Origin of the sequence: Halopelagius inordinatus (assembly GCF_900113245.1) — an archaeon.
GTDB classification, from domain to species: Archaea; Halobacteriota; Halobacteria; order Halobacteriales; family Haloferacaceae; genus Halopelagius; species Halopelagius inordinatus.
In genome coordinates, this window is sequence record NZ_FOOQ01000002.1 from 773,110 (window position 1) to 796,593 (window position 23,484).

Here is a 23,484-nt window from a genome sequence, read left to right on the forward strand (position 1 = left end):
CGGACGGGATTAAGCGCACCGACCCCGGAAGCGGGTGGTATCCCGTAGCAAGCCCCACTGCGCGCGGTCTGCGGCCGATAGGCGACGCGGCCGTGCGACACCGTCTCACTGAAACCCCCTTGAAGCCGCCCCCCGCCATTAAGGCCATTAAACAATATTATCACTATCAATCATTATGTTTATTCGTGTGATGGTCTTCACTGAGAGTGAGGCGACGACGAATGCACGTACGCACCACAGTATCCCACGCAGGCGCGCACAAACGGACGAACGCGACGACACCGACGACAGACCGACCCGACCGACCGATACGCGACATCACATGACCCGACGAACCACCCAGACTCGACCCGGCGAACAGGCCCGACGACCGACCGACGAAGAAGAGATGGAAGCGCCATTGGTTCCCCTTATCGACACGCCCACCCGACAGTTCGACCGAACCGAACGGACCCGACGACCGACCGACGAAGAGGACGCGGAAGCGCCGTTGGTCCCCGTCATCGACACCGGTGAGAGGTCCCCCGACGTCCGAAGAGAGATAGCCGACCTGAAGTCGCAGTTGAACCGCATCGAAGCGACGCTGGGAGGGACGCGATGAGCGACGACGGCACCATCGGCGGCGAGTCGATGGGCGCAGAGGAGACGTTCACCCGCGACGTCGACAACCCCGCCGGACGGGAGTTCCGCCGCCTTCTGGACGAGCAGAACTTCACCTTCGCGCCGGGCATCTACCACGCTCTGGACGCCCGCCTCGCGGAACTGGCCGGACTCGACGCGGCGTACATGAGCGGCTATTCGACCGTCCTCGGTCAGTTCGGCTTCCCCGACCTGGAGATGGTCACGATGACCGAGATGGTCGAGAACGCAAAGCGGATGGTCGAGGCGACGAACCTGCCCGTCGTCGCCGACTGCGACACGGGCTACGGCGGCATCCACAACGTCCGCCGCGCCGTCCGCGAGTACGAGAAGGCCGGTGTCGCCGCCATCCACATCGAAGACCAGACGACGCCGAAGCGGTGCGGCCACATCGCGGGCAAGCAGATAGTCTCTCGCGACAAGGCCCGCGCCCGGTTCGAGGCGGCCGTGGACGCAAAGCAGTCCGAGGACACGGTCATCATCGCGCGGACCGACGCGTACGGCTCTGCCAACGGCGACTGGGAGGAACACCTCGAACGCGGCCGCATCTACGCCGACGCCGGGGTCGACTTGGTCTGGCCGGAGATGCCGGACCCCTCCCGAGAGGACGCGACGGAGTACGCCGAAACCATCCACGAGACGCATCCGGACCTCTCGCTCGCGTTCAACTACTCGTCGTCGTTCGCGTGGTCCGAAGAGGACGACCCGCTGACGTTCGAGGAACTCGGTGATCTGGGCTACGACTACATCTTCATCACCCTCTACGGCCTCCACTCGGGCGCACACGCCGTCTACGAGGACCTCAGCAACATCGCCGAATCCGACGAACAGGCGCAGTTCGACCTCGAAGACCGCTACATCGGCCACCCGACGGAGTCCCACCACGAACTCTCGTTCGTCCAAGACTACCAAGAGACGGAGATGCGGTTCGACAGAGAGGCCCAAGAGCGCATCGAGAACTCCGAGGGCTTCTCCGAGGAGGAGTCCTCGCCGATAGAGAGCGACGACTGAGGCGGGCGCGGCGACGAGCCGACCGTCCCTCCCTACCGTGGCACGAAGTATCACGCCCGGACAATCGTTAAGTACCGACCGGGTGACGCATCGACCGAGTCCCGCGACCTTGCGGGCGGAACATCCGATGACCGACCACACCACCACTCGTCGCACACCTCTCGCGGCACCCGCGTCCCGCGCGGCGTCCGCATCCAGCGACGACTCTCGGTGCCCGGTCGTCGGCTACGCCGGTGTACTCGGTGCAGGGAGAGTCACCGTATCCGGCGTCCTCCGCGTCCGGTCCGCGTTCGGCGCGTAACGTCGCGCCGCGCGGGCGGGGTCGGGGAACCCGATTCCACCCACACGGCACGGAATCGGCCCTCGCTCTTCTCGCGTGTCGCCACGCCGCGCCGCCGCGGAGCGACCGGACCGCTCCCGTGTCGGCAGTCGCCTTCGACGCGCGTTCGACTCGCGCCGGGAGCTTCATGGCAGTTTACCAGCCAGATCAGACCGAATCCGAACCCGACCGTCCGGCCGCCGTCCGCGCGTCGCTGACGGTTCTCGTCACGCGCGACGTCGACGGCGACCTGTCCGACGGCGTCCGAGAGCGTCTCGCGGCCATAGACAGCGTTGACGCCGTCGAGTCGGTCGAAATCTGCGGCCTCCGCCCCGCGTTGAACGACCTGCGCGTCGACGTCGACGCGGAACTCCTCGTCGACGTGCCGCCGGACGACGCCGAACGAGCGTCGGCGTCGCTCTCTGACGGGTTCGGCGTGAAAACCGTCGAGAGCGTCCGACTGCGGTAGCGCCGGGGCGGCGGGCGTCGCCGCCGAGCGTGGCGGCGGAACTGTTCTGAAAAGGCAAGACAGAAACCCAGTCCGCGCCACGAGGGGGTATGAGCATCCTCGAGGACGCCCGAGCGTTGGCGGAGAGCGGCCCCGTCTGCGACTCCTGTCTGGGTCGCGTCTTCGCCGACCGGAGTTTCGGACTGACGAACGCAGAGCGAGGGCGGAGCCTCCGCGTCGCCGCCGCACTCGACGACGACGAGGCGTTCGAGGCGACGGACGCCGACGACTGTTGGGTCTGCGAAGGCGAAATCGCCCGCTTCGACGAGTGGGCCGAACGCTGCGCCGACGCCGTCGAAGGCGTGGAGTTCGACACCTACCAGGTCGGAACCCGCGCGCCGCCTCTCGTCGAGGAGAACGAGGTTCTCCTCCGCGAGGGGGCCGGACTCCCCGAGGACGCCGGAGAGCTGTTCAAATCGGAGTTCAACCGCGAAGTCGGAAAGCGGTTCGGTCGGCTGACCGAGACGGACGTCGACTTCGGGAGACCGGACGTGATGTTCCTCCTCGACATCGAGGACGACAGCGTCGAGGTGGACGTTCACTCGGCGTTCGTCTACGGGCGCTACCGGAAACTCGAACGCGACATCCCCCAGACCGAGTGGCCCTGCAACAGGTGCGACGGGTCGGGCTACGTCGGCAAACAGACCTGCGACAAATGCGGCGGGTCGGGCTACCTCTACGAGGAGAGCGTCGAGGGACTCACCGCGCCCGTCGTCCGCGACGTGATGGACGGCACGGGCGCGAAGTTCCACGGCGCGGGCCGCGAAGACGTCGACGCGTTGATGCTCGGGACGGGTCGCCCGTTCGTCATCGAGATAGTCGAACCGCGCCGCCGGGACGTGGATACCGACCGACTGGAGGGCGACATCAACGCCTTCGCCGACGGGAAAGTCGAAGTCGAGGGCCTCCACCTCGCGGACTACGAGATGGTCGAACGCGTGAAGAAACTCGACGCGAGCAAGCGGTACCGCGCCGCGGTGGAGTTCGACGCCGACGTGACCGAGGCGGAACTCGACGCCGCACTCGACGAACTCGAAGGCGCGACGATAGAGCAGTACACGCCCCACCGGGTCGACCACCGACGGGCGAATCTCACGCGTACTCGCGACGTGTACGAGGCGACGGGCGAACTCGACGACGCGCGCCACGCCACCGTCGAGGTTCACGGCGCGGGCGGACTGTACATCAAGGAACTCGTCTCCGGCGACGAGGGGCGGACGGAACCGAGTCTGGCCGGGTTGCTCGACGTCGGCGCGGAGGTGACTGCCCTCGACGTCGTCGCCGTCGAAGGCGTCGAGGAACCGTTCGAGGACGACGACTACTTCCGCGAGTAACGCCCCGCCGTCTCTCCTGCGTTCGCACAACGTTTTTGCAACCGCGACCGCAATTCGTCCACGAGGAGAGGTACCATGTGGTCACCACTACGAATCGACGGGCGAGTGGGAGATGCTCGTCCGGAAGGCGCACAACGCGCGCCGCGAGGAGACCGGAGACGAAGAGGAACCTCGGACAGATCAGACCGACCCCGACGCGCCGCCCGCGGACGACTGAACCGGGAGGTTGGTGTCGGAGACGTACTCCGAACCGGTGCGTCGAGAGAGGAGTCCACGGCGGCGTCAGGAGGGCGGCGTCTCGCCGGTGGTCCGGTCCGACGGGGAGAGTCTGGGCACGCGGACGGAGACCACCGACCCCGTGGGGTCGTTCGTCTCGAACGACACCCGTCCGCCCGCGATACCGGTCGCCCACGTGACCAACCAGAGACCGAGTCCGCTCCCGTGCATCAACGGGGACTCCGCGCCCCGTTCTAACACCGAACGCTCGTACTCGTCGATTCCGGGGCCGTCGTCCGCGACTGCGACGCGAACCCAATCGTCGTTCGTCTCGACCGTGACCCGGACGTGCGGGTGGTCGCCGGGGTTGTGTTCGGCGGCGTTCTCGACGAGATTCGAGAAGACGGGGTCGAGGACGGTGGCGACGTAGACGCCTTCGGGAATCGGCTCACACTCGATAACGGCGTCGGGGTGCGCCTCCCTGACGGCCGCTACGCTCTCGCGGAGGAGAGCCGACAGCAACGTCCCCTCGGTCGGTTCGCGCCCCCGTTCGAAGATGTTCGAAATCTCCCGCGCCTTCTCGCCCATCTCGGCGATGTTGGCCGCGTGTTCTTTGACCGTCGTGGCGCGGGGGTCGTTGTCGTCTCCCTCCATGAGGTCCGCGTACCCGGCGATGAGGTTCGTCTCCGTGCGGATGTTGTGTCTGAGGACCCGGTTCAGCACTTCGAGACGCTGCTGTTGTCGGATGTGTTCGCTGATGTCGTGGAGCGTGATGACCCGGCCGATGACCCGACCGCGGAAGTCGTTGATCTGAGTCACCGTGGCGTCGTACCGCGACTCCCTGTTCGTCCCGTCGAGGGTGATCTGACTCGACGCCGACCCGTCCTCCGGGAGGTCGTCGTACCCCGGTACGAACGTCTGCGCCGGCGACCCGAGAATCTCGCGCGGCGTCACGCCGAGCGTTTCGGCGGCGCTCTCGTTTACGTCCACGACGTAGTCGTGGCTATCGACCACGATGGCGGCTTCCTGCATCCGTTGAAACACGAGGCGGCGCGCCCGCCGGTTCGGAGAGGGGTTCGTCCCGAGGAGCCGAAACCGCGTGAGAGCGCCGAGGTAGGCGACGCCGGAGACGGCGAACGAGATAGGCGTCGGGTCGAGCCCCTTGAGGGGGACGATGCCGACGAGAAACAGGGCGTTGCTCGCCCACGGCGCCAAGGTGCCGACGAGGAGGGCGATGCTCTGGCCGCGGAACGGGAGCGAGTCGCTCCGGACGAGGCCCAACAGCGGAACCGACCCGAACAGACCGAGCAGATAGGTGTACCCCGTGATGACCCAGAACCACGAACCGACGCCCTGAACGAGCCGTAGATTTCCGTTCTGGAGGACGAGCGTCGACTCCGTGTACAACAGGTCGTGGGACTGACTCGTCAGCGCGATGACGACGGTGGCGACCGGAATCAAAGAGAGAAGCGCCACGTACCGCGGGCGGACGTACTGGTCGCGTCCCGTGTACTGCAGGGCGAACAGCAACCACGCGACGGGGATGACGACGACGCCGATCCACGAGAGGTTCACCCAGAACACCTTCGATTCGAGCGTCGTCGCCTGCACTTGGAATATCAGACACGCAGACCACCAACACTGGCCCGCCAGCATCGCCACCAGAGGGACGACGCCCGGTTCCGGGCGTTCACGCCAGGCGAGAAACGCCGCCGTCGTCCCGACGGCGACTGTCACCAGCAACACCGGCGGAAGGAGTGTGACTGAGAGCACCGATACTGGTCAGAATGTGCGGCATCGCATATTAACTGACCGGTGAAAGTACGATAAAAGAGAACGAACGGCGCAGTCGGGAGTTTCAGAGAACCGCGGAAGAGAGGGCCAAGACGAGAGCGACGACGAGGAATCCGTACTCGGCGGCCAACACGAGTCGCGTCTGGTCTTCGACCCGGCCGACGAACGACGTGACGCCCACCGAGTAGCCGAGACCCGCGAGGAGGGCGACCGTCGCCGCGGCGGAGACGAGTCCTGCGACCGCCGCGTATCCGATGAGGGCCGCCGCCAGAAGGTTCACCCCGTACAGGGCGTGACGCGTCCGTCGAACGCCGAAGACGACGGGAAGCGTCGAGACGCCGATCGCCTGGTCACCCTCGACGTCGCGTACGTTCGGAATCTCGGTGTTGACGAACGTCGCGAGAAAGAAGTACGCGAAGACGACGCCCGCGGTCGGCGTCAACGCCGCGTCCGCGAAGGCCAAAGGGAGGAACGTCACCGTCACCGCCCACGCGAACGCGACGACGGCGGAGTTGACGACGAGAATCTCTTTGAGACGCTGGAATCGGAGGCCGACGTCCGGCACCCAATCGGAGGCGTAGAGGACCCAAAAGGCCCCGGGGAGGACGGTAATCGTGAGTGCGACCGGACCACCGAGCATCGAAAGCGCGACGGCGAGGCCGTATCCGAGGGACGCGAGCAGATAGAGAACGTCGCGGTGGCGGCGGGCGAACGCCGCTTGCTTCGGATTCGACACCGCGTCGGTGTCGGCGTCGGCGAGGCGGTCGTTCACGTAGACGGCGAAGGTGACGAGGCCGACGACGACCGGTGCGGCGTTCGGCGGAATCGACAGGATGACCATCGCGATGGCCACCTCCGCCACCGCGATGAGAGCGAGGTACGCCGAACTGTAGACGAGCGTGTTTCGCCCCCGTTCGCCGACGCTTCTCGCCCACGCGTTCAGTCTGCTGTACGTCGAGACGGTTCTGTCGGAATCGTTCGACAGATTCTGGGTATCGTGTACCATCGGTTAGGTTCTCGACAGAGACGGCGACCGGACCGGGTCACCGTCTGTATCGATATCTGATAGTTCATTCTAGACTGAATTAAGAATGAGTCTCATATAGGGCGTTAACTACGAGTTTATCCCGTCACGAGGGGCGTTTAGCGGCGTCTGAGTGCAGACCGAGACGCGGTACACCGCAACCGATTAGTCCTCGCCGCGTCCTGCGCCGTACATGAGAGAGGGTCACGGCGGAGAACGCGACGAGGAGACGTTCCGCGTGGGATGCGACGAGGCGGGGAAGGGACCTGTTCTGGGGCCGATGGTCGCCGCCGCGGTGCGCGCAGAACCCGACGCTCTCCCCGACGACGTCGACGATTCGAAGCGTATCGCCCCCGAGAGACGGGCGGAAATCGCCGCGTTCCTCCGCGAGGACGGGGCGGTGACCGTCGGCGTCGCCGTCGTCTCGCCGTCTCGAATCGACGACCCGGAGACGGACATGAACTCTCTGACCGTCGCCGCACAGGCGGAGGCGGTCGCCGCCGCGGCGCGAGACGGCGACGCCGTCGTCGCGGACGCGGGCGACGTGAACGAAGCGCGGTTCGGACGTCGCGTGGCGTCGAGCGTCGGCACCGACGGCGTCGAGGTGCGCGTCCACGCCGAACACGGCGGCGACGAGTCGTACGCACTCGTCGGCGCGGCGAGCATCGTCGCGAAGGTGGAACGCGACGCGCGCGTCGATGCTATCGACGCGGAGTACGCGGAGTACGGACCCGTCGGAAGCGGATATCCGAGCGACGGGACGACGCGCGAGTTCCTCCGCGAGTACGTCGACCGGACGGGCGAACTCCCCGAGTGCGCGCGCGCCTCGTGGTCGACGTGCGACGACGTTCTCGCGGCGGCGGCGCAGTCGTCACTCGACCAGTTCTGACCGAGACGCCCATCCCAGCCCGAACCGGAGCCCCGACGGGCAGTCGAACGGGGGCCCGAATCAGCGCGCGTCGGCGAGAGAGACGTACGAACCCGACTTCGCGGATATCCACGTCGTCACCAACTCGTCTTCGGTGGCGTCCGCGGGGTAGATTGTGCACTCGTCGGGTTCGTCGTCGTACGAGACGACGGTGGCTTCGTAGTCTGGCGGCGACACCGGGCCCCCGATTCGAGAGTCGGGACGGGCCGGTGCCGCGAACGCGGCGTCGTTCGTCGCGTCGATGATGTCAGCCGTGAGATGCCGATTTGTATCCATCGTTGTATCTTTGGCCCCCGTGCGGAACCGACGAGGGGCGGCTTTGGTCGTCTCGCGGTGCGGTCGATAGTATCCCGTCGAGGACCTATTTATGTGGCGGCCGATTCCACGATTTCGGGAACGCCCCCCTGGCCGGACGAAACGGACGGAGATAGCTCGAAACACGGAGAGAAGCGTCGAAAACGGGCGTGACGGTCCGTCGAATCTGGACACGAATCGATATGTAACCGGCAGGTGTAACAGGCCCGAAAGTCGGGGGTCTCAGCGGTCCTTCGTCGTGAGAGCGCGCAGGATGTCGCCGTACGCCGGGCGCGTCACCAAGACGCCGACGAGGACGCCGAGGATGGTGAAGATGGCAAAGCCCTGGAGGTCACCGAGCGACAACACCGCGAGCGGTGACATGGCGATTATCGTCGTCGCGGCGGCGGCACCGATGACCCAGAACGCCTTCTTGAATCGCGACTGGAAGACGCGCCGAGAGTCTATCTGGCCCTCGGCCATCACCTCGTCGGCGATGATTATCAGGTCGTCCACCCCCGTCCCGATGACAGCGATGAAGCCGGCGATGACAGACAGGTCGAGCGGATAGCCGATACCGGCGGCGAATCCGAGGAGGATGACCACCTCCGAAAGCGCCGTGACGATCATCGGCGCGGCGACGCGAGCCTTCTTGTAGCGGAGGAACACCACGCCCGCGACGGCGAAGACGGCGACGAGGCCGGTCAGAAGCGAGTTCGACTTGAAGTCAGCGCCCTGACTCGGTGAGACGTACGACGAGGTCCCTCCGTCCGGACCCGTGAGGTCGAGTTTCGCCGGAAGCGCGCCGGCGCGGAGGTTGATGGCGACGTCTTGGGCCTCAGAGAGGTTTCGCGTCTGGAGTTGGAACTCCGGCGCGTTCGCCCACTCGCCCGAACGCATCCCCTGTGCGAGGCCGGGACTCATCCCGAACGCGTTGACGACTTCGCCGTTGACGACGAGGAGCAGACACGGTTCGGTGCCGTTCGGGTTCTCCCTGTACGTACAGGTCGTGCCGCCGGGTTGGGAGATGCCCGTCTCGACCGTCGCCTGTTGGAACCCGCCGGCCGCGGACTCTTTGACGGTCACCGGGACGAACGCTCCCCCGGAGGTCTGACTCTCGGAGGCGGTCCCGATGCTCTGGAAGTCGTCCTGTTGGAGAATCTCGCGCGATTCGTACCCGCTTCCGTTCTCGGCGGCGTAGTACGCTTGGATGGTGACCGTCCCGCGTTCGCTCACGAGGTCGAGGACTTCCGAGCGGTCGCGGTTCGGCACTTCGATGAGGATGAAATGCTCGCCCGTCGCCGTCCGCACCTGTTGGACGGTACCGCCCGAGAGACCGGCCTCGTTGATCTTGTTTTCGAGGACGGAGACGGCGTCCCCTCGCGTCGTCTCGGTGACGCCGTCGCGGACGGTTCCGTATCCGTAACCCGCGTCGCCGAGTGCGGCTTCGAGTTCGGTCTGGGAGGTGTTCTCGACGGTCACCTCGACCGTACCGACGTTCTCGCCGGTCGGTCGCGCGATGACGTCCGACGGTGTCGCGTTCGACAGGCCGGAGGCGACGTTCCGTTCGACCGCCCGCGGTTGGTCGCTGCCGAACTGCACCTCCTCTGCGGTGATTCCGACGAGGGGCGCGCGCACGCGCGTCCCGCCGGAGAGTTGCAGGCCGTACTGGAGGTTCGTCATCCCGCCCTCGCCGGCCACGGCGCCGTCAGAACCGCCGCCGTCGTCCGGCGCGAGCGTCGGCGAGAACAGCGCGAACGTCGAGATGAGCACGAACACCACGAGCAGGACGATGCGCCAGTTGTCGCGGATCGAGGCCATCAGCGGGCCACCCCCTCGTACTTGTACCAGCGAAGGAGGCTCAGATTCAACATGTAGGTGTTCATCAGGTCGACGGCCAGTCCGAAGACGAGAACCGTCCCGATGGCCGCGAGCAGTTGGATGCCGAAGATAGTGGCAGTCACGGTCATCACTATCATCGCCGCGATGGAGGTGAGCGTCATCGTCACACCCGTCCGCATCGCGCGGTAGGTGGACTCGTAGAAGTCACCCGACCGCCGGAGAACGTGGTTGTTCAACAGGATGTCCGAGTCGACGGAGTACCCGATGAGCATCAAGAGTGCGGCGACCGTCCCCAAGGAGAGTTCGATTCCGAGGACGTTCATCATCGCAAGCGGGATGACGATGTCCGAGAACGCCGAGATGACCACGGCGATAGAGGGGACGAACGTCCGGAACATCGCGAACACGAGGAGGCTCATCCCGAGGAACGCCGCCACCACGCCGCCGAGAGCGAGCGTCTGCGTGTCGCCGCCGAAACTCGGCGAAACCGAGGAGATGGCGCGGATTTCGAAGCCCGCGTCTTCGGCTTGCTGTTCGAGCATCGATGGGTTGACCGACGACCCGTCGTCGGACTGGAACGTCACGATGTAGGTGCTCTCGGTCGGAACCGAGCGGATGGACTCGGGTTCGACGGAGAACGCCTGCTGTATCTGTTCTTCGGCTTGCGCCGGCGGTGCATCGACCGCGACCTGTATCTCGGTGCCGCCGGTGAACTCTATGCCTTGGTTCACCGGTGCACCGGTCGCGACGTACCAGCCCGCGATAACGAGGAGAGCGACCACGAGAACCGCGAGTGGGACCGCCGCGAGTTGGCGATTCGTGTACCGGGTGTAATCTACCTCCGGTACAGTGAACTCGACCATGGAAGGCGTTGGTAATGGCCGCCGAATAAGCCTTCTTATACGTTGGCGACCCGCGGAGGGCCTCGTCCCCGCGAATACGAGCGCGAGAGACTTCCGCGTCGAGCCCGTATCCGTTCGCATGAGTCCCGAAACCGCCAGCAAAGTCGTCGTCTCGTATCCGGACGAACTCAGCGCGTGGGGGCGCGACCAACTGGAGACCGACCGTTTCAGGTCGTACCTCCGCCGCGTCGTGGAGAACCCGAGCGTCGGCGACGAGTTCGAGGAGTTCGTCGATACGGGCTGTTGCGGCGACTCCTTGGACGTGCCCCTCCGAATCGAGTCCGTGGACGGGCCGTCGAAGATGGGACCGGAGACGGAGATAGCGTACGCGCCCCGCGACACCGAACCCGACGAGATAGCGGGCGGATGGCAGGTACAGAGCGAAGGCGGGCCGGGCGCGACGACGGGGACGGCGCGCGACGGCGAGCGTTGACGGCGGCGTCAGGAGAGCACGGGGACGGATCCGAACACGTCGAAGAGTACGAGAGCGGCGTAGAGGACGCCCGCGGCGACGAGAGACCAAAACAGGGCGTCGTTCTCGACAATCGCGTCGAACTCGTCGTCGATGTCGCCGCGCGCGACGCTTCGCGCGAGAGCGACGAGCATCAGCAGTCCGCACGCCGCCGAGAGAACCGGCCAAACGGAGACGCCCGACGCGAGGAGGTCTGACGTGCCCCGGGCCGCGAAGTACAGGCCCGTGACGGCGTAGACGAACGCGACGATTCGCTGTCGCTCCATGCCGATGGGTCTCTCGTCGGTCGGATAACCGTTTCTCGGTCAGCCTCGTCCGCCGTCGAATCCGGCGTTCAGGGCATATATCGCACGACGACGACGCCCGGTTCGGAGCGAATCTCCACGCGGTTGACGCCCAGACGCGCGGCGCGAGAGAGCGTCTCCTCCTCGTCGTCCGCGACGTCGGAGACGGCTTCCGCCGTCGTCTCCTCGGGGACAGTGATGACGTGCAGTTCGCCCGTCCCCGCCCGTTCTTCGCGCGTCAGTTCGCCCACCGGTTGGTCGGCGGCGATGTCTCGGGCGTGCGTCGTCGGCGACTCGTCGCTGACTTCCAGAGAGAGCGGTGTGCGACTTCGCATCTCCACGAGTTGGTAGGAGACGTTCATCGGCGGGTCCGGGGAGACGACGCCGGAGACGGCGTCGTGGCGTTCGACGCCGGGGTTCGACGAGAGCGTGTGGACCTGCCCCGTATCGACGTCTTTCAGGACTGCCGAATCCTCGTCCGCGGCGGTCACGAGAAACGTGCCTTCGACCCGTTCTTCGTCGGTCATCGCCGAGAGGTACGGCGCGCGCACCCTTCCGGGTTTCGTCATCGGCGGACGCCGCGCCCCCGAGCGTTTGTCCGGCGCCGGGGGCGTTCACCGTCACCCGAGGATGCGGTGGACGGCCCCCACGAGGAGGGCACCGGCGAGTGGGACGACCCACGAGAACGCCGGCGGAATCGCGTAGAGAGCGGCGACGACGGGCGCGAAAACGCCCGCGGGCGCGGGGCGCGTGACCGTCTCGCCGTCGAGGACGAACGTCTCGGGCATCGACGCCACGAGACCGAGGTACAGAGAGAGCAAGAACAGAAAGCCCGCGACTGCGAGTGCCGTCTCGTACCCGTCTCTCGACTCGATATCACGTCGGTGCCGTCGCGCGACGACGAGTGTCGGGGCGATTGCGGGGAGGACGACGAGCAGTCCGACGACGATGTAGAACGCCCGCGAGAGCGTCAGCGACCCGCCTTGGACGGCGGCGGTGTTGCCGACGAGCACGACGACGCCTATCACCACGAGAAGCGAGACGAGCGAGACGGCCGCGGCACTCACGAGCACGTACGACTTGAAGAGAAGCGACCGACTCGACCGGAACGCGTAGGGGAACGCGCCGAAGACGCCGTTGTAGCCGTCCGCCATTAGTGGCGATAGGGTTCGGCCCCGATTAAGCGAACCGGTCCGCGTCCGCGTCTTCGGACCGCGCCGACCGGAGTCAGCGTCCGCCGTCGAAGCCCATCTTTTTGCCCGCCGCCGTCGCCTGTTGTGGTATGTACGTCGATATCGGGAACGTCCTCGACGGGACGCCCGGCGTCTCGCGTGACGCGCTCGAACGGATGGACGAGTCGGTGGCCGCGGCGCACGAACGCATCGAGTCCGGCCGCGCTGACGCCGAACACGGCTACGCGGCGCTGAACCTGCCCGAGACGGCGGATGCCGACGAGATTCGGGCCGCCGTCGAACCGTTCGGTGACCCCGAGGCCGTCGTCACGGTCGGCATCGGCGGAAGCGCCCTCGGCGCGGCGACGTTGACCGAGGCGCTGGCGGACGAGAGCGACCCGGACGCGTACTATCTGGACAACGTCGACCCCGAACGCGTCTCCGCGCTCGTCGAATCGCTCTCGCTTTCGGACACCGTCGTGAACGTCGTCTCGCGGTCCGGGACGACGGCCGAGACGCTCTCGAACTTCCTCGTGGTCCGCGAGGCGATGGACGACGCGGGCGTCGATTGGACCGACCGGACGTTCGTCACGACGGGCCGAGAGGGCAACCTGCGAAGCCTCGCGGAGAAACACGACCTGCCCGCGTTGGACGTGCCCGACGGCGTCCCCGGCCGGTTCTCCGCGCTCTCGACGGTGGGGATGGCCGTGGCGGCGATTCAGGGCCACGACTTGGACGCCTTACTGGCGGGGGCGGCGGACGAAGCGGACCGACTCTCGGGGTCGCTCTTCGAATCGCCGGCGTACGCCTACGGGGCGACGACGTACGCCCTCGCGCAACGCGGCGCACTGACGAACGCGATGATGCCCTACGCGGAGTCGTTGGAGTACTTCGCCGAGTGGTTCGCGCAACTGTGGGCAGAGAGCCTCGGAAAGGACGGCGTCGGTCAGACGCCCGCCCGCGCCCTCGGCGCGACGGACCAACACTCGCAACTCCAACTCTACCGCGCCGGGCCGCGGGACAAACTCGTGACGCTCGTCCGCCCGCGCGAACGCGAGGACAGAGCGATTCCCGAGACGGAGTTGGAGGGGCTCTCGTATCTCGGCGGGTCGTCGCTCGGCGAACTGTTGAGCGCGGAGTTCGAGGCGACGGAGGCGAGTCTCGCCGCCGCGGGCGTCCCGAACGTCCGCGTGGAGATAGACCGAGTCGACGAGCGCGGACTGGGCGAGCTGCTCTACGGGATGGAGGCCGCCTGCGTCCTCTACGGCGAACTCGCGGACGTCTCGACGTTCACCCAACCCGCGGTCGAGTGGGGCAAGCGCGCCGCCCGCGGACTGCTCGGCGGCGGCGACTTCGAGGAGGCGGACGCCGTCGCGGAGAAGACGACGCTCGTCGTCGAGTAGGCGAACCGGAGATTCTATCCGGCGCGGCGGCCTACCGACTGCCGTATCCGCCATGGCTACCGATCCTCAGTCTTCCTCGTCGTCGAGCGACGTGCGGACGCATCTCCGGGCGTTCGGCGGCGCCGTCTTCGTCGTCGCTCTCGCCTTCCTCGTGGCCGCCATCTTCGTCGCTCTCGGACGACCCGTCATCGAGGCGTTCGGCGTCGCGCCCGACAGCGCACTCGGCCGGGCACTGACGAGTGCGGCGCAGTTCGTCGGACTGGGCGTCGGAGCGGTGGGGTATCTCGTCGTGACGGACCAACGCGAGTTGGTGTCCGTCCGCGCGCCGACGGCCCGCGACGCGGCGTGGGTGGTCGGCGGATTGCTCGGACTCGTCGGCCTCTACCTCGCGACGGTATTAGGGATGGAGGCTCTCGGCATCGAGGGTGCGGACAGCAACCTCATCGCGCAGGGACAAGACGAACCGCTGTACTACCTCTACCTCGTGCCCGTTACCGTCTTACTCGTCGGACCGGCGGAGGAACTCGTCTTCCGCGGCGTCGCACAGGGGACGTTCCGCCGCGCCTACGGCCCCGCCGTCGCCATCGCCGCCGCGAGCGCCATCTTCGCGGTCATCCACTGGAGTTCCTACTCGGGAAGCGGCCGGTTCGTCACCCTCGGCGTCATCCTCCTCCTCGGGGCGACACTCGGCGCGTTGTACGAGAAGACGGAGAACCTCGTCGTCCCCGCCGCGGTCCACGGCCTGTTCAACACCACCCAGTTCGTCTACGCGTACGTGGCGGCGACGGGTCTGCTCTGACGGAGTCCGCTCTCGGCCCTCGTCGGCGTGCGCCGGACGCGGGCGGTGACTCCGGGCGTCTCCGAGCCAAACTGATTAGACCGAGCGACGCGAGGTGGGTCACGTGCAGATAGACTGGTCCCTCGCGGAGCGATTTCTCTCGTACGTCGACGGCGACGAACCGCTCTCGCGGGTGTGGAGTCACCCCGGCTACGACGTCGTCAGAGAACACGCGGCCGTCCTCGGGCGGACGGTGAGACGCGAAGACGTTGCAGAGACGGTCGACGGCGAGCGGAACCCGTTTCCGGAACTGGAGGGTCTCTCTGAGAACCGGAGGCGAATCGCTCGACTTCTCGACCGGGTTCGGTCCAAAGAAAGAGAGTGGACCGACGAAATCGAACGGCGACTCGAGCGAATCGTCCCGAACGCGGACACGTCGGACGTGACGGTCTATCTCGGCGTCGGGTACGAGACGGGAATCGGCGTCCGGAACGGTGCGTACGTCAACCTGAACGAACCGCTGTTCCTCCGGGAGCCTCGACAACTGCTCTACGTCTGCGTCCACGAGAGTTCACACGTCCTCTACGAACGGGCGCACCGCTCGCTCGACAGATTCGGTCCCGACCCGTTACAGTCCGAGAACCGACGAGCGGTCTGGAACACCGTGTTTCACACGGAAGCGTTCGCGACGTACGCTCCCCTCGAACTCCGCCGGTCGGACGGAGCCCTCGGCGAGACGGACCACCCCGTCTGCGAAGATTACGCCGTGCTCTCGGACCGCGACCGACTCCGCGGCCTCGTGCGCGAGTACGATTCGTTCCGCGAAACGCTCCGTCGCGAATCGGTGTCCCCCGACGAACTGGCGTCTCGCCTCTTCGGAGGGTCGCGGTTACCCTACCGCGTGGGATGCGCCCTCCTCGCGGAGGTCGAACGGAGAGACGGCCCCGAGGCCGTTCGAGAGGCGTTCTCGGTCGAACCGGTTGAGTTCCCCGCACAGTACGACTGGGCGTTGGAGACGTACCGCGACTGAGACGGTCGCGGCAGTCGGTTCACACGTTCGGACGGGGGTCGAACCCGCTTCCGCCGCGCGAGAGGCCCCGGGAAAACGGCGGCGCTACGCCGGGTTCTTTCGCGCGAGGTCCATCCCGCAGATGGGACAGCGGTCTTTGTGTTCGTCGAACTCGCGGCCGCAGCCCTGACACTGGTACTTCCAGTCACGTTGCTCCGTGATGCCGTCCTGTGCGATGACGTCGACCTGCACGTTGAGTTTCTCGGCGACGTTCTGCATCGCGTAGTCGTCGGTCACGAGGACGCCGTCGAGTTCGAACGCGGCCGCCAGAAGGCGGATGTCGGTGTCGGAGAGCGTCTCTCTGTCGCCCGTCTCGCCCGCCGCGCGGCGGACTTTCTCGACGGTGCCCGAGGCGGGGATGTGGATGTGCATCCCGGAGCCCTCCATGGCGTCGAAGCGGAACGACGCCTCCCCTTCGAGTTCGTCGTTGACCATGGGGATAGAGGCCGTCTGTTCTGAGGTGTGGTACTCGTTTATGAACGCAGAAGAATCGAGGATGTGCATCGGCGTCGATTAGCGTTGGATGACGATGTAGTCCTTGACCGCCTGAACGCGGGTGACGGGGACACGGAATCGGCCTCGGTCGTCCTGTTCGAAGGCGAACTGTCCCGAGCGAACCTCCTCGTGCGGGGAGACGAGAAGGTCGTGAAGCGCCCCGGTCTTCAGGTCCATGGTGATGTTGTACAACTGCCCGAGTTCGGTTCCGTCCGAACCCATGACGGCCTTCCCCGAGAGGTTTTCGGCGAGTATGTCGGCCATGCAGGTGGGTACCGTGTGGGCCCACATAAACGCCACGGGGCCGTCCGACGAGCGACCGACCGGTTTCGGAACCGCCGCGTCGGACGACCGAGACGGCCGGACCGTACTATCCGGGGCCGTAGCCGCCGAAGACGCCGCTCGCGGGAGAGCGGCGCTCCGGACGTGACGATGGACTTAACTGCAATCCCGAACAGGTTACGGACAAGAGAACTTCTCCGGGGTGATTCTTCATGTCTGACACAGACTCCGACGCCGACGCGAACTCAGCCACAGAACCGAACACGTTACGCACCCCCATCGTCGCCGTTCTCGGGCACGTCGACCACGGGAAAACCACCTTGCTCGACAAGATACGCGGCTCCGCCGTCAGCGAGGGCGAAGCCGGCGCTATCACCCAACACATCGGCGCTACCGCCGTCCCCTTAGAGACGGTGTCCGAGATGGCGGGCAGTCTCGTGGACCCAGACGACTTCGACCTGCCGGGACTGCTTTTCATCGACACGCCGGGACACCACTCCTTTACGACGCTTCGCTCTCGCGGCGGCGCACTCGCGGACATCGCCATCGTCGTCGTCGACGTAAACGACGGCTTCCAACCGCAGACGATAGAGGCGCTCGACATCCTCCGGCGGACGGGGACGCCGTTCGTCGTCGCCGCCAACAAGATAGACACGACGCCCGGATGGAACCCACAGGAGGGGTCGCCCATCCAGAAGACGTACGATGCGCAGTCGCAGAACGCCAGCCAGCGACTCGACTCGAACCTCTACGAGATAATCGGCAACCTCTCGGACGAGGGCTTTTCCGCTGACCTCTACTGGCGCGTCCAGAACTTCCAGAAGAACGTCGGCGTCGTCCCCATCTCGGCCATCACGAGCGAGGGGATTCCCGACCTGCTCGCGGTGCTCATGGGTCTCTCCCAGCGGTACATGAAAGAGCAGATGGAGATAGACGTCTCCGGGCCCGGCGCGGGGACGGTACTCGAAGTCAAAGACGAACGCGGGTTCGGGACGACACTCGACGTGGTGCTGTACGACGGCACCGTGAGCGAGGACGACACCATCGTCGTCGGCGGGATGGACGGCCCCATCGTGACCGACGTGCGCGCACTCTTGCAACCGCGCCCGAACGCCGAGATACGGACGGAGAAACGCTTCGACAAGGTCGAATCCGTCACCGCCGCCTCCGGTATCAAAATCGCCGCCCCCGATCTCGAACTCGCGATGGCGGGCGCGCCGATTCGCGTCGTCCGCGACCGGAACTTAGACGAGGTTATCGCCGAAGTCGAAGCCGAACTCGCGGAGATAGAGGTCGATACCGAAGAGGAGGGCGTCGTCGTGAAGGCGGACACCCTCGGCAGTCTCGAAGCGATGGCAAACGCCCTCAAAGAGGCGGAGGTGCCCGTCCTCCGCGCGGAAGTCGGCGATATCGCGCCGCGGGACGTGGCCGTCGCCTCGACGGCCCGAGAGGACGAGAACAAAGTCATCCTCGGCTTCAACGTCGACGTCCTCCCGAACGCGAAGGAGGAACTCGAACAGAGCGACGTGCGCCTGTTCGACGACGACGTCATCTACCAACTCATAGAGGAGTACGAGGAGTTCGTCGAGGAACGCAAGCGCGCCCAACAGGAGACGGTTCTGGACAAGATAATCCGGCCCTGCCGGTTCCGCATCCTCGAAGACCACGTCTTCCGGCAGTCGAGTCCCGCCGTCGTCGGCGTCGAAGTGCTCTCGGGCACCCTGAAGAACAACACGAACATCGCAAAGTGGGACGGGAACGAACCGAACCGGGTCGGGCAACTCTCCGGCATCCAAGAACAGGGAGAAGACGTCTCGAAGGCCCGCGCGGGCAAGCGCGTCTCCGTCGCCATCGACGGCCCGACGGTGGGCCGCCAGATAGAGGAGGGCGACGAACTGTGGGTCGAACTCCCCGAGAAACACGCGAAGATTCTCGAACAGGAACTGTCCGACGACATCCCGGCGGACGAACTGGAGGCGCTTACGGGCTACCTCGACAAACAGCGTCAACGCGACCCCTTCTGGGGGAAGTGACGGCCTAACGGACGGCCCCGTTTTTGTGAGTTCCGCGCGAACGAGAGCGCATGGTCTCTCGCGAGAACAAGATAATCCTCGGGTTCGGAGTGTTGGCGTTGCTCCTCGTGGCCGTGGGCACGCAGTTCGCTTGGTGGAACACGTGGTTGTTACTCGCCGTCGTCATCGTCGTCGGCGTCCTCTTTCCGTTGGCTATCGTCGACGGACTCGACGGGGACGACTGACGGGTCGAATGGTCGGTTACAGGAACGCCCGTCGGCGGCTTCCGGACACTCATAAGTTATACCGACGTTCGGACGATGGGCTATCGCAGTTCGGAGTAATGTTTACTACGGATACGCTCGTACGTTACCACGGAGGTGAGCGACGATGAGCACGAGACAGACACCGACCGGAGACGCCATCCGACCGACGTTCGGGACGTGGTACGACGCCCTCCTGTTGTTGCTTCCGCTTCCCTTGCTACTCGGCGTCGTCGGTGCCGTGCTCACGTCCGCGCCGGTTGCGGTCGGTGCGGGCGTCGGCGGTCTGCCGTCTGCGGCGTTGCTCGCGTACGGTCTGTTCGTCGAACCGCCGACGCCCGGCCGGTCGAGTCGGTGACCGTCCCCGCGGCTATCGGACTATCGTCTCGAAGACTGCGGCGAAAAGCGGCACGTTCCGCGAGGAGGGTCGGGTTCGGTTACCGAGCGGTCGGAGTGAGTTCGTCGCCGACGGCGCTCATGACCTGAAACGCCGCGGAGGCCGCGAGTCCGCGAGCGACTTCGTCTCGGTCGTCGTCTGTGAGTCCCGACTCCAGGTCGTTCCCGTCGGGCGCGAACCCGGCGCTGACCGGTCGGCCGACGGGCGGGCGGACGGCCACCGTCGCCTCCGGACCGTTCGCTCCGTTGGAGAGTTCCGATCCGATAGCGTATCCCTCCGGAAGGTACGACTGCGTGCGAGAGACGATTCCCGCGACGGCCTCGCGCAGCGTCCGGACCTGTTCCGTCGAGAGGTCCTCTTGGTTCGGGTGGCCCGCATCGACGACGCCGGGGGAACCCGCGTAGGGGTTGTTTCCGTTCATGAGGATAAGTCACTCTTCATAAGCGTAGTACGCTGATAAAGCCGTCGAACGGTGCGAAACGTTCTCACAGTATCGGCTCGCTCTCGCCGTAGGCCGCGAGGGTGACGGCCGTCGTGTACCCCTCGCCGTCGGCCTCCGCGGTCGTGACGACGGCGCGTTCGTCGTCGAACTCCCACTCGCGGAGTCCGCGCCCCGCCGCCAACCCCGCTTCGACCGCCCGTCGGACGGCTTCGGGGTCCTCGCCCGACGCCTCGTAGAACAGGCCCGGCCCCGGTCCGGTCGCCCACCCGAGTCCGGCGGCGACGGTGCCCGCCTCGGCCGTCGTCTCCCGCGCTTCGACGACGGTCAGGCGGTTCCCGGCCGGGCCGAGATTCGGCGCGGTGTCGACTTCCTCGACTGTCGCTCCCGCGGGGACGATAGAGGAGACGGAGACGAGGTTGTAGTTGTGCACGTTCGCCGCGGCCAAGGCGGCGTCGTAAGACGCCATCTCGGTGGGGGCAGTGCCCACGCCGCGGACCACGTAGATGGTGCTCATCGTCGAAGAACGGCGACGCGGGGAATAAGGCGTTACGAAAGCGCGGCGTCGAGCGTCAGTACTGGTAGTCCGTGTGACCGGGCAGTACCGTCTTCTCGTCCGTGGATTCGAGTTTCTCGAAGGCGGCGTCGAAGTCCGCGCGAGTGACTTCGGTGCGTTCGTCTCGGATGGCGAACATCCCGGCCTCGGTGGCCAGAGAGGCGATGTCCGCGCCGGAGTAGTCGTCGAGTTGCTCGGCGAAGTCGGCGAAGTCCACGTCGTCCGCGACGTTCATGTCGCGGGTGTGAATCTCCAGAATCTTCTGGCGGCCCTCGGGTGCGGGCTTGGGAACCTCGATGAGGCGGTCGAACCGGCCGGGGCGGAGGATGGCCTCGTCGAGCATGTCGAAGCGGTTCGTCGCGGCCATGATGCGAATCTCGCCTCTGTCGTCGAAGCCGTCCATCTCCGAGAGCAGTTGCATCATCGTCCGCTGAACCTCGGCGTCGCCGGACGTCTTCGAGTCCGTCCGCTTGGATGCGACGGCGTCTATCTCGTCGATGAAGATGACTGCGGGTTCGCGGTCCGCGGCCAGTTCGAACAGGTCGCGGACGAGACGAGAGCCCTCGCCGATGAACTTCCGGACGAGTTCCGACCCGGCCATCTTGATGAACGTCGCGTCCGTCTCGTTTGCGACGGCCTTCGCCAGCATCGTCTTGCCGGTGCCCGGCGGACCGTAGAGGAGGACGCCCGACGGCGGGTCGACGCCGACTTCCGCGAACATCTCGGGGTTCGTGAGGGGGTCTTCGACCGCCTCGCGGACCTCCCGAACCTGCTCGTCGATGCCGCCGATATCCTCGTACCGGACCTCCGGAGAGGCGTCGACTTCCATCGCTTGCGCGCGCGAGTCCGTCTCGTCGTCGAGGAGCGTCTGGATGGCGAACGAGTCGTTGATGGCCACTCGGTCGCCGTTCTCGATTTCGGTGTCGAGATGCGGGGAGGCGTCGGTGAGTACCTCCTGGTTGTTGCCGTGCTGTTTGATGACGACGCCGTCGTCCGTCACTTCCTCGACCGTGGCGACGTACAGCGACGAGGTCTTCAGCGCCTCGTTTCGGTCTTTCAACTGGTCGACTTCGCCTTTGAGCTCTTCGCGGCGGTCGAGCGCCTCCGAAAGGCGGTCGTCCAGTTCGTCGTTCACCGCGACGAGGCGCTCGAAGTGCTGCCGGATAGCCGACAGGCGTTCGGCCTCGGACATCTCTGGGTCGAGGTCCAGACGGGGGCGGTCAGGGAGAGAGGGGCTTCTGGACATCAGTTGTACGCCCTACGAGTCGCGCGTAAATGTGCCTTTGGGTATCCCGAATCGTTCGCGACTTCCGTTTCGCGCGCGAAAGGGCCGGAGAGCGGGGAATCTACAACTCTCGGGGCGCGCAACGCGCCGTGCGGGACTCAGGCGTCCGCGCCGTCGGCGACCCGGCGGAACTCCAACTCGAAGACGCTCCCCGTCGGGTCGCGGGGGCGGTACTCCACCGCCCCGCCGTAGAGGTCCATCAACCGGTCGACGAAAAAGAGGCTGAGGCCCTGGCCGTGTTGCAACGGCGTCTCCTCTCTGCGACCGAACAGTAGGTCCGCCCGGTCGGCGTCGATGCCGGGTCCGTCGTCCTCGACGGTCAGAAAGACCCGGTCGGCCGTCCGTTCGATGCTGACGCCGACCCACGGACGGGGCGTGTCGGCGTGTTCGATACCGTTCTCGACGAGAGCGGCGACGGCCCGTTGGACCGCCCCGTCGGCGAGGACGTACACCGGGTCGTCGGGGAGTTCGAGCGTCACGTCCGCGTCGGTTGGGGGGAGGCTCCGAACGGTCATCCGCGCGACCTCGTCGAGGCGAACGGGCGAGAGCGCGGCGTCTTCGGCGTCCTCCTTCGCGAGGAGGGCGTTCAGTTCGCGGGCCGTCTCCGCCCGGTCGAGGAGTCGATCGACGCGCCGCATCGCCCGGTCGAGGAGGTCACGTTCGGGTCGTTCCAGCGCCGGTCGAATCGTCTCGAGAACGCCCGCGACGACGTTGACGTCGTTGCGGATGTTGTGTCGGAGGAGGCGATTCAACACCTGTATCGTTCGAGTGTACCGTCGTCGGTCGCTCAGGTCCACGAAGATGCCGCCGTACCCGCGCAGTTCGCCGTCGGCGACGATGGGAAACGTCGCGCCGTACCCGAACGCTCGGTCGCCCGACTTCGTCACCGCCTCGACTTCCCCCTCCCACGCGCGCCTGTCGGCCAACGCCCGCGTAATCTCTCGGTACGTCTCCGAGTCGTTCACCAGAAACGACGGCGGCGACCCGAGAAGTTCCTCGCGCGAGTAGCCCGTAAACTCCACGCAGGCCCGGTTGACGTCGACGATTTGGAGGTTCTCGTCGGTGATGACCGTCGGGTTCGGCGTCTCGAAGAAGGTCAGCCGATAGCGTTCGGGGTCAGTCATGAGTGCGGTGAACGCCCCCGTTCGAGAGAGCGTTCGGTCATTTACAGAGCGTTCGACCGGCACCTGTTAGCGTTTTTGTTTGTTCAATCGACACGTTCGCCCTGATACGACCCGTCGTACGTCTCCTCGTGGTCCGCCTCCGCGAGGACCAACTGCGCGACGCGCGCGCGCGGTTCGAGCGCTATCTCGTGGTGGACCTCCAACAGGCCCTCCCCCTTCCCCTGGTATCCGGCGTCCCAGACGGCGGTATCGAGCATACAGGAGTTACGCATCAGCGACGAACGGGGGTAGAGAAAGCCGACGTGTCCCTCCGGAATGTGGATGGTTTCGGCGTACTGGAGAACGTACCCGCCGGGCGAGAGGCGGTAGACGCCCTCCTCGTCGACGTCGAGTTCGCGTCGTTCTCCGATCTGTTTTCCCTCCGTCCCGATTCTCCCCGGTTCGACCTGTTCGAGGACGGCGGCGGCGGTCAGATCCACCCCGTTCGGTTGTACCTGCGAGGCGTCGAGAGGGTCGATGTGTTCTGCGACGAATCCTCCGGAGCGAAACATACCGAGAGAGTCGCGCCGAGCGAAAAAGCGCTGTCGTTGTTCCGCCGCGGTCCGGTGACCGTCGATAGAACAGAGGAAATCGATAGACTGA

Annotated in this window: 27 protein-coding genes; 12 read left to right on the top strand and 15 right to left on the bottom strand. The window is 66.0% G+C overall.

What is annotated here, in order from left to right:
* The first annotated feature begins 322 nt into the window (after positions 1–322).
* From BM167_RS11785 to BM167_RS11800, 4 genes are all read left to right on the top strand, one after another.
* The gene (locus BM167_RS11785; protein ID WP_143095500.1) at positions 323–601 is read left to right on the top strand and encodes a hypothetical protein; all 279 of its coding nucleotides are present in this window, start codon (positions 323–325) and stop codon (positions 599–601) included.
* Between the two features lie 29 nt (positions 602–630).
* Entirely contained in the window at positions 631–1,650 is a 1,020-nt protein-coding gene (aceA, locus tag BM167_RS11790; RefSeq protein WP_092893089.1) for an isocitrate lyase, read from the top strand.
* Between the two features lie 467 nt (positions 1,651–2,117).
* Entirely contained in the window at positions 2,118–2,438 is a 321-nt protein-coding gene (locus BM167_RS11795) for a hypothetical protein (RefSeq protein WP_092893090.1), read from the top strand.
* 89 nt (positions 2,439–2,527) lie between these two features.
* Entirely contained in the window at positions 2,528–3,811 is a 1,284-nt protein-coding gene (locus BM167_RS11800) for a tRNA pseudouridine(54/55) synthase Pus10 (RefSeq protein WP_092892682.1), read from the top strand.
* Between the two features lie 282 nt (positions 3,812–4,093).
* On the opposite strand, the gene BM167_RS11805 is transcribed toward BM167_RS11800, so the two are convergent.
* Positions 4,094–5,800, bottom strand: a complete 1,707-nt coding sequence (locus tag BM167_RS11805) for a histidine kinase N-terminal 7TM domain-containing protein (RefSeq protein WP_092892684.1) — start codon at positions 5,798–5,800, stop codon at positions 4,094–4,096.
* Between the two features lie 85 nt (positions 5,801–5,885).
* The gene (locus BM167_RS11810) at positions 5,886–6,827 is read right to left on the bottom strand and encodes a UbiA family prenyltransferase (protein WP_092892686.1); all 942 of its coding nucleotides are present in this window, start codon (positions 6,825–6,827) and stop codon (positions 5,886–5,888) included.
* A gap of 211 nt (positions 6,828–7,038) precedes the next feature.
* Between BM167_RS11810 and rnhB the strand changes: the two genes are divergently transcribed.
* Positions 7,039–7,734, top strand: a complete 696-nt coding sequence (gene rnhB, locus BM167_RS11815) for a ribonuclease HII (protein WP_092892688.1) — start codon at positions 7,039–7,041, stop codon at positions 7,732–7,734.
* Between the two features lie 60 nt (positions 7,735–7,794).
* Here the strand turns inward: rnhB and BM167_RS11820 are convergent, their stop codons facing one another.
* The 3 genes from BM167_RS11820 to secF all read right to left on the bottom strand — a co-directional run bounded on the left by BM167_RS11820 (position 7,795) and on the right by secF (position 10,772).
* A complete protein-coding gene (locus tag BM167_RS11820; protein ID WP_092892690.1) occupies positions 7,795–8,049 on the bottom strand; it encodes a DUF7511 domain-containing protein in 255 nt (84 codons plus the stop codon).
* Positions 8,050–8,310: 261 nt separating this feature from the next.
* Positions 8,311–9,888 carry a preprotein translocase subunit SecD gene (locus BM167_RS11825; protein ID WP_092892692.1) on the bottom strand — a complete coding sequence of 526 codons (1,578 nt, stop codon included), beginning with the start codon at positions 9,886–9,888 and terminating at the stop codon, positions 8,311–8,313.
* Positions 9,888–10,772 carry a protein translocase subunit SecF gene (gene secF, locus BM167_RS11830; RefSeq protein WP_092892694.1) on the bottom strand — a complete coding sequence of 295 codons (885 nt, stop codon included), beginning with the start codon at positions 10,770–10,772 and terminating at the stop codon, positions 9,888–9,890. The genes BM167_RS11825 and secF overlap by 1 nt, the downstream gene beginning before the upstream one ends.
* 118 nt (positions 10,773–10,890) lie before the next feature.
* Between secF and BM167_RS11835 the strand changes: the two genes are divergently transcribed.
* On the top strand, positions 10,891–11,244 hold the full coding sequence (locus BM167_RS11835) for a DUF7968 family protein (RefSeq protein ID WP_092892696.1): 354 nt from the start codon (positions 10,891–10,893) through the stop codon (positions 11,242–11,244).
* 8 nt (positions 11,245–11,252) lie between these two features.
* On the opposite strand, the gene BM167_RS11840 is transcribed toward BM167_RS11835, so the two are convergent.
* The 3 genes from BM167_RS11840 to BM167_RS11850 form a co-directional block, all read right to left on the bottom strand.
* On the bottom strand, positions 11,253–11,549 hold the full coding sequence (locus BM167_RS11840) for a hypothetical protein (RefSeq protein WP_092892698.1): 297 nt from the start codon (positions 11,547–11,549) through the stop codon (positions 11,253–11,255).
* A gap of 68 nt (positions 11,550–11,617) precedes the next feature.
* Positions 11,618–12,094, bottom strand: a complete 477-nt coding sequence (locus BM167_RS11845; RefSeq protein ID WP_092893091.1) for a DUF5812 family protein — start codon at positions 12,092–12,094, stop codon at positions 11,618–11,620.
* 93 nt (positions 12,095–12,187) lie between these two features.
* Positions 12,188–12,721, bottom strand: a complete 534-nt coding sequence (locus BM167_RS11850) for a DUF8056 family protein (RefSeq protein WP_092892700.1) — start codon at positions 12,719–12,721, stop codon at positions 12,188–12,190.
* 128 nt (positions 12,722–12,849) lie between these two features.
* Here BM167_RS11850 and BM167_RS11855 point away from each other — a divergent pair, with 128 nt between their 5' ends.
* The 3 genes from BM167_RS11855 (at position 12,850) to BM167_RS11865 (ending at position 15,950) form a co-directional block, all read left to right on the top strand.
* Positions 12,850–14,142, top strand: a complete 1,293-nt coding sequence (locus BM167_RS11855; protein WP_092892702.1) for a hypothetical protein — start codon at positions 12,850–12,852, stop codon at positions 14,140–14,142.
* Between the two features lie 52 nt (positions 14,143–14,194).
* Positions 14,195–14,941 (top strand): CPBP family intramembrane glutamic endopeptidase, encoded by a 747-nt coding sequence (locus BM167_RS11860; RefSeq protein ID WP_092892704.1) that lies wholly within the window; start codon positions 14,195–14,197, stop codon positions 14,939–14,941.
* Between the two features lie 103 nt (positions 14,942–15,044).
* Positions 15,045–15,950, top strand: a complete 906-nt coding sequence (locus tag BM167_RS11865; RefSeq protein WP_092892706.1) for a hypothetical protein — start codon at positions 15,045–15,047, stop codon at positions 15,948–15,950.
* Positions 15,951–16,034: 84 nt separating this feature from the next.
* Here BM167_RS11865 and BM167_RS11870 read toward each other — a convergent pair whose 3' ends face one another.
* Entirely contained in the window at positions 16,035–16,493 is a 459-nt protein-coding gene (locus tag BM167_RS11870) for an NOB1 family endonuclease (protein WP_092892708.1), read from the bottom strand.
* A 9-nt stretch (positions 16,494–16,502) separates the two neighbouring features.
* Positions 16,503–16,748 carry a PRC-barrel domain-containing protein gene (locus tag BM167_RS11875; protein ID WP_092892710.1) on the bottom strand — a complete coding sequence of 82 codons (246 nt, stop codon included), beginning with the start codon at positions 16,746–16,748 and terminating at the stop codon, positions 16,503–16,505.
* 230 nt (positions 16,749–16,978) lie between these two features.
* Here BM167_RS11875 and infB point away from each other — a divergent pair, with 230 nt between their 5' ends.
* From infB to BM167_RS11885, 3 genes are all read left to right on the top strand, one after another.
* On the top strand, positions 16,979–18,799 hold the full coding sequence (gene infB, locus BM167_RS11880; protein WP_092892712.1) for a translation initiation factor IF-2: 1,821 nt from the start codon (positions 16,979–16,981) through the stop codon (positions 18,797–18,799).
* Positions 18,800–18,849: 50 nt separating this feature from the next.
* The gene (locus BM167_RS18525; RefSeq protein ID WP_177213346.1) at positions 18,850–19,023 is read left to right on the top strand and encodes a DUF7987 family protein; all 174 of its coding nucleotides are present in this window, start codon (positions 18,850–18,852) and stop codon (positions 19,021–19,023) included.
* A 145-nt stretch (positions 19,024–19,168) separates the two neighbouring features.
* Positions 19,169–19,399 (top strand): DUF8015 family protein, encoded by a 231-nt coding sequence (locus BM167_RS11885; RefSeq protein ID WP_092892714.1) that lies wholly within the window; start codon positions 19,169–19,171, stop codon positions 19,397–19,399.
* A 79-nt stretch (positions 19,400–19,478) separates the two neighbouring features.
* On the opposite strand, the gene BM167_RS11890 is transcribed toward BM167_RS11885, so the two are convergent.
* The 5 genes from BM167_RS11890 to BM167_RS11910 form a co-directional block, all read right to left on the bottom strand.
* A complete protein-coding gene (locus tag BM167_RS11890) occupies positions 19,479–19,859 on the bottom strand; it encodes a DUF5811 family protein (protein WP_092892716.1) in 381 nt (126 codons plus the stop codon).
* Between the two features lie 64 nt (positions 19,860–19,923).
* Positions 19,924–20,394, bottom strand: coding sequence for a pyruvoyl-dependent arginine decarboxylase (locus BM167_RS11895; RefSeq protein ID WP_092892718.1), 471 nt, complete (start codon positions 20,392–20,394; stop codon positions 19,924–19,926).
* A gap of 55 nt (positions 20,395–20,449) precedes the next feature.
* Positions 20,450–21,679 (bottom strand): proteasome-activating nucleotidase Pan2, encoded by a 1,230-nt coding sequence (pan2, locus tag BM167_RS11900; protein WP_092892720.1) that lies wholly within the window; start codon positions 21,677–21,679, stop codon positions 20,450–20,452.
* A 137-nt stretch (positions 21,680–21,816) separates the two neighbouring features.
* Complete coding sequence (locus BM167_RS11905; protein ID WP_092893092.1) at positions 21,817–22,842, bottom strand: PAS domain S-box protein; 1,026 nt, start codon at positions 22,840–22,842, stop codon at positions 21,817–21,819.
* An 83-nt stretch (positions 22,843–22,925) separates the two neighbouring features.
* The gene (locus BM167_RS11910; RefSeq protein WP_342708172.1) at positions 22,926–23,477 is read right to left on the bottom strand and encodes a deoxyuridine 5'-triphosphate nucleotidohydrolase; all 552 of its coding nucleotides are present in this window, start codon (positions 23,475–23,477) and stop codon (positions 22,926–22,928) included.
* Positions 23,478–23,484: the final 7 nt, after the last annotated feature.

Excerpts from the sequence above, each read along its gene's own strand:
- BM167_RS11785 (WP_143095500.1), top strand. The coding sequence starts at position 323 with ATGACCCGACGAACCACCCAGACTCGACCCGGCGAACAGGCCCGACGA.
- aceA (WP_092893089.1), top strand. The coding sequence starts at position 631 with ATGGGCGCAGAGGAGACGTTCACCCGCGACGTCGACAACCCCGCCGGA.
- BM167_RS11795 (WP_092893090.1), top strand. The coding sequence starts at position 2,118 with ATGGCAGTTTACCAGCCAGATCAGACCGAATCCGAACCCGACCGTCCG.
- BM167_RS11800 (WP_092892682.1), top strand. The coding sequence starts at position 2,528 with ATGAGCATCCTCGAGGACGCCCGAGCGTTGGCGGAGAGCGGCCCCGTC.
- BM167_RS11810 (WP_092892686.1), bottom strand. The coding sequence starts at position 6,827 with ATGGTACACGATACCCAGAATCTGTCGAACGATTCCGACAGAACCGTC.
- rnhB (WP_092892688.1), top strand. The coding sequence starts at position 7,039 with ATGAGAGAGGGTCACGGCGGAGAACGCGACGAGGAGACGTTCCGCGTG.
- BM167_RS11820 (WP_092892690.1), bottom strand. The coding sequence starts at position 8,049 with ATGGATACAAATCGGCATCTCACGGCTGACATCATCGACGCGACGAAC.
- BM167_RS11825 (WP_092892692.1), bottom strand. The coding sequence starts at position 9,888 with ATGGCCTCGATCCGCGACAACTGGCGCATCGTCCTGCTCGTGGTGTTC.
- secF (WP_092892694.1), bottom strand. The coding sequence starts at position 10,772 with ATGGTCGAGTTCACTGTACCGGAGGTAGATTACACCCGGTACACGAAT.
- BM167_RS11835 (WP_092892696.1), top strand. The coding sequence starts at position 10,891 with ATGAGTCCCGAAACCGCCAGCAAAGTCGTCGTCTCGTATCCGGACGAA.
- BM167_RS11840 (WP_092892698.1), bottom strand. The coding sequence starts at position 11,549 with ATGGAGCGACAGCGAATCGTCGCGTTCGTCTACGCCGTCACGGGCCTG.
- BM167_RS11845 (WP_092893091.1), bottom strand. The coding sequence starts at position 12,094 with ATGACCGACGAAGAACGGGTCGAAGGCACGTTTCTCGTGACCGCCGCG.
- BM167_RS11850 (WP_092892700.1), bottom strand. The coding sequence starts at position 12,721 with ATGGCGGACGGCTACAACGGCGTCTTCGGCGCGTTCCCCTACGCGTTC.
- BM167_RS11855 (WP_092892702.1), top strand. The coding sequence starts at position 12,850 with ATGTACGTCGATATCGGGAACGTCCTCGACGGGACGCCCGGCGTCTCG.
- BM167_RS11860 (WP_092892704.1), top strand. The coding sequence starts at position 14,195 with ATGGCTACCGATCCTCAGTCTTCCTCGTCGTCGAGCGACGTGCGGACG.
- BM167_RS11870 (WP_092892708.1), bottom strand. The coding sequence starts at position 16,493 with ATGCACATCCTCGATTCTTCTGCGTTCATAAACGAGTACCACACCTCA.
- BM167_RS11875 (WP_092892710.1), bottom strand. The coding sequence starts at position 16,748 with ATGGCCGACATACTCGCCGAAAACCTCTCGGGGAAGGCCGTCATGGGT.
- infB (WP_092892712.1), top strand. The coding sequence starts at position 16,979 with ATGTCTGACACAGACTCCGACGCCGACGCGAACTCAGCCACAGAACCG.
- BM167_RS18525 (WP_177213346.1), top strand. The coding sequence starts at position 18,850 with ATGGTCTCTCGCGAGAACAAGATAATCCTCGGGTTCGGAGTGTTGGCG.
- BM167_RS11885 (WP_092892714.1), top strand. The coding sequence starts at position 19,169 with ATGAGCACGAGACAGACACCGACCGGAGACGCCATCCGACCGACGTTC.
- BM167_RS11890 (WP_092892716.1), bottom strand. The coding sequence starts at position 19,859 with ATGAACGGAAACAACCCCTACGCGGGTTCCCCCGGCGTCGTCGATGCG.
- BM167_RS11895 (WP_092892718.1), bottom strand. The coding sequence starts at position 20,394 with ATGAGCACCATCTACGTGGTCCGCGGCGTGGGCACTGCCCCCACCGAG.
- pan2 (WP_092892720.1), bottom strand. The coding sequence starts at position 21,679 with ATGTCCAGAAGCCCCTCTCTCCCTGACCGCCCCCGTCTGGACCTCGAC.
- BM167_RS11905 (WP_092893092.1), bottom strand. The coding sequence starts at position 22,842 with ATGACTGACCCCGAACGCTATCGGCTGACCTTCTTCGAGACGCCGAAC.